Annotated in this window: 2 protein-coding genes and 2 pseudogenes; 2 read left to right on the top strand and 2 right to left on the bottom strand. The window is 60.1% G+C overall.

The window, feature by feature from the left end; all coding sequences use genetic code 11:
- Positions 1-430 precede the first annotated feature (430 nt).
- Positions 431-1,339: pseudogene (locus tag FJ398_26685) on the top strand (DUF1156 domain-containing protein).
- Positions 1,340-1,342: 3 nt separating this feature from the next.
- A pseudogene (locus tag FJ398_26680) lies at positions 1,343-1,846 on the top strand (ATP-binding protein).
- Between the two features lie 196 nt (positions 1,847-2,042).
- Here FJ398_26680 and FJ398_26675 read toward each other — a convergent pair.
- Both FJ398_26675 and FJ398_26670 read right to left on the bottom strand, forming a co-directional pair.
- Positions 2,043-2,462 (bottom strand): hypothetical protein, encoded by a 420-nt coding sequence (locus FJ398_26675; GenBank protein ID MBM3841470.1) that lies wholly within the window; start codon positions 2,460-2,462, stop codon positions 2,043-2,045.
- A complete protein-coding gene (locus FJ398_26670; protein ID MBM3841469.1) occupies positions 2,459-3,682 on the bottom strand; it encodes a hypothetical protein in 1,224 nt (407 codons plus the stop codon). The genes FJ398_26675 and FJ398_26670 overlap by 4 nt, the downstream gene beginning before the upstream one ends.
- Positions 3,683-3,782 lie beyond the last annotated feature (100 nt).

Here is a 3,782-nt window from a genome sequence, read left to right as displayed (position 1 = left end):
CGTCCTGCACACTTTGCGCAAACGCGGTGGAGACACGACCGCACTGTTTGCGCAAGCTCTCGACAAGCTTGCCGCACAAGACGCGCTCAGTCCCTACGACGCTCTCTTCAAGATCGATTCGTCATGATCGGCTTCTCAAGCCGGTAACTGAGGGGTTACGCAGAATTGTCGCCCCTGGCGGGTGCTTGGTCGGCCTTCGGGGCTGATGGGCGGCCGCCCGCCCGCCTCGAAGGCGGTCGTAGCCTCCAGCAAGGCCGCTCAGGGCACCACAGCGGCTGGAAACGGTGTTGGCGCTGACCGTCCAGGGTGCAGTTCACCGTCGAGCAGATGCCCCGCCGCGCGCGCGGCGTTCGACGAGAACCTGACATACTACAAGGCGGAGATTCCGCAGCTCTTCTGGTTCAACGCGCTGCTCATCGCCTCGGTGCGCACGGACGAAATCGGCGATTGGCGAGACGTGTTGCAGGAGTTGCCCCGCCGCATCCACGAATGGATGCCCCGCCTGGCCGAGGAAGGCGTCGTGGGTGCGGACGCCATCTTCGCCTGTCTCGGCCCGGCTCTGGAAATCTTTTCCCGCTATTCGCGCGTGGAGAAAGCCAGCGGCGAAGCCGTCACGCTCAAGGAATATCTGGAGCAAGTCTGGGCCGCCGTCGCCAAAGAAGCCCTCACGATGATATTCAAGGACGCGGACACGACCGGCTTTGAGGAGGACGCGCGCCTGACCGCCATGTGGCTCTGGACGTTGAACGCCGGCAACACCGACGCCGGCAATGGCGAGAGCGCCGAGGACGACGACGCGGACGACGAATCCGAAGGCGGCGCGAAGAAGGCCAAGACCACCGGCTTCGTCCTCGAATACGATGCCGCGCGCAAAATCGCGCAAGGACTCGGCGCGCACCTGGAAGACCTCACCAGTCTGGTCGAAGTCTCCGGCGAACAAGCCCGCCTGCTCCCCGTCGGCGAGCGCGCCCGCACCCTGTTCGGCAAGGACGAGGGTGCGAGCCGCACGGGCCTCCGCGCTGCGCGCAAGAAGCGTGAACCGCAGATGGACATGTTCAAGGTTCTTGAGGCGGCAGACAGCGGCGGCGAGAGTAGTTTCGGAGATACGAAAGTCGAACGCCACGGCGAGACCGTCCTCGACCGCATCCACCAGAGCATGATCCTGTTCGCTGCCGGACGCGGCGAAGCGTTGAAACGCTTCCTCGTCGAAGACGGAGTGGGCCGCGACCCCCGCTTCTGGCGGCTCGCGCAGGCGTTATCCGCCCTGTATCCCAGCCACACGGAGGAAAAGCGCTGGGTTGACGGCGTGCTGGCGCGCAAGAAAGGATTGGGATTCTAACCTATGGCTCTCAAACCTTGGTATAAAGTTGTGACTCCGCGCGAGGACTTGCGCGAGGGCAAGCCGCTCGATGCCTCCGAATTCGCCGTCCATCTCGACCAGGTGCGCGAGGGCCGCGCGCCCGTTGATTACCAGAAGCCGGAACGTTTCTTCGAGCGGACATATCTGACGAAGAACCTCACCGCGCTCGCCTCCGAAGTCATCCGCCGCCTTTCCGGCGAGCGCACGGAAACGAACGCCATCTTTAACCTCGCCACACAATTCGGCGGCGGCAAGACACACGCACTCACGCTGCTTTACCACCTCGCCCGCAGTGGTCCCGCCGCCAACAAATGGGCGGGCGTCCCTACATTGCTCGCAAAAGCTGGCATCGCAGGCGTGCCGAAAGCCGAGGCCGCGGTGTTCGTCGGCACCGAGTTCGACTCCATTAGCGGCCGGGGCGGCAACGACGGCACGCCGCTCCGCAAAACGCCGTGGGGCGAAATCGCGTTCCAGCTTGGCCGTGAGGCGCCGCGTCGCACAGAGACGGGTTGAGTTAATAAAGAATTTCCACCCTGTGTCTCTGTGCTCTTTTCTTTTTTCCAGCGAAGAACTAAGCGGAATCAGTCTTGTGATGAGTGCAGTCCTTATCCCTGTCGCGCTCAATGTTGGTTCGGTAGCTCGGCTCGAAATCACATAGCGCACAGACACAGGGTGGAAATCTTTAATTAACTGCGCCGCCCGTGAAGGGGCAATGCAAGCTGACGTCGATCAGATCCCCATCAAGGTCCTCAGCGTCAATGAGGCCCATGACGAACTTGCTGAACAGTGCTTCTCCGTCCGGACGCGACTTGAAAGGCGCTAACTCGATACAGAAACCTGCCCAGCCGTTGTCTTTTGATTCGGCATGGCCCCAGAAGTAGCGCACCAAGAACAGCCGTCCATCCTGCACTGCCAACAGAGCGACGCTGCCTCTCGGACGATTAGCCGCCTGAGCACGCATGCTCTCGTAAGTTCCGAGCCGGATTGCCGTCTCTTTAGCCATCGAATCGTCGTCCGTGTGTGAGAAGCCGATCTTCCCGATTTCATCGAACACTTCGCGGACTCGGCGCGCGCCATCCATCATTTTGCTTAGGTCTTTCATGCTACCACTCCTTTCCAGCGAAGCGCCTTGCATTCATCGCTTGCGAACCAGCCAAACTGTGCGGCAAGCCGAATCAAATGCTCTGAGCGACCCTCCTTTGCCTCAATCTTGCGCGCGAGTTCTTTCCACTCATCTTGCGGCTCATCAGTGGGCGGAGGTGGCGGCGGCTCCGGCTTTTGCGACGCGATCTTGATCTTCTCGGCGACTCCCAAAACGTCGAGGACAGCCATAACTTTAAGGGCCGTCGGCTTGCTCGCTCCGAGCACCACTTCCACCTCGCTTGTACGGAGTTCGCCGCCGTTATCTGCTAGTGCCCGAAAAACCTTCGCGCGAAGAGTCGGAGCGGAATCAAAGGTCACTTCGAGAACGGGAGCCATATCCTCGTCGGATAGCTGATCTCGACCACTCAGAAGTGCATGACCGCGAGCGAGATTATGGAGCAAGCAATTGATGCGGTCCGGGTGCTCGATGCTCCCTACGTCGAGCGAGACCGCATCGCCACCATCGGACCAGGTTTGAATCGTTCCCCGCAAGCAGGCCAGCAGTTTGGCGCAGCGCGCAATGACACGCAGGCAGGATTCAGGGTCATCTACTGTCTGCCAATCGAGTCCGTTGGGATAGCGCTGCCAGAGAGTCCGCAGCAGGTTTGTGGTAACGTCCCGGCAGACTCGTTCACTCTGGCGCCGGGAACTTGCCCGATTCTGCGCAATCAATTCGTCGTGAGACTTGCTCGGAGTTTGAAGCGAGAGGAAAAGCAACCGGCTGCCCAGAGTTCCCATGAGCTTAAACACGCGCGGCGGAATCGGCGTCGCGCCAGCGAGCAACATGAAGAGGTAGTCGCCCTGGTAGCCACGAGAGCCATGAACCCCGCTTTCGATTTGCAGGCCCTCGCCATCGAGTACTCGCGTCAGAATTCCAAGTGTCTTCAGCAAGTCGTCTTCTTTTGCACCAAAGATCGGAGCGAGATCGCGAACGATCATGGTTCGGAACCGGATGCGAGGGAGCAAATCTACCTTATCAAGTTCGTCGCGACCCACGTTGCTCGAATGCGAAACGAAGGCGGCGGGACTGAAAGCGTCGGTGGGGTACGAAAGCTCCGGAACCTCGAAAAAATTCAGCGTGATTGTCTTTCCGCTGGATGGCACGTCCACCAATGCAAGCGCGAACGGGTTGAAGCAGTCGTTGAGCAGCAGTTTGCGGATTCCGGCGAAAGCGGACACTGATTCCGATAATTGTCGGACACCTATTCCAATCGAACTCGGACAGTGGTCGGAGCGAAGCGACGGTCTGGGCTTAGCCATAAAAAACTGTCCGAAATGA

The sequence above is a fragment of the Verrucomicrobiota bacterium genome, from assembly GCA_016871535.1.
Classification (GTDB): domain Bacteria; phylum Verrucomicrobiota; class Verrucomicrobiia; order Limisphaerales; family SIBE01; genus VHCZ01.
The sequence above is the reverse complement of the archived record's forward strand: the minus strand, read 5'-3'. Positions and strand labels throughout refer to the sequence as shown.

Coding starts and splice junctions, on each gene's coding strand:
- FJ398_26675 (MBM3841470.1), bottom strand. CDS start 2,462: ATGAAAGACCTAAGCAAAATGATGGATGGCGCGCGCCGAGTCCGCGAA.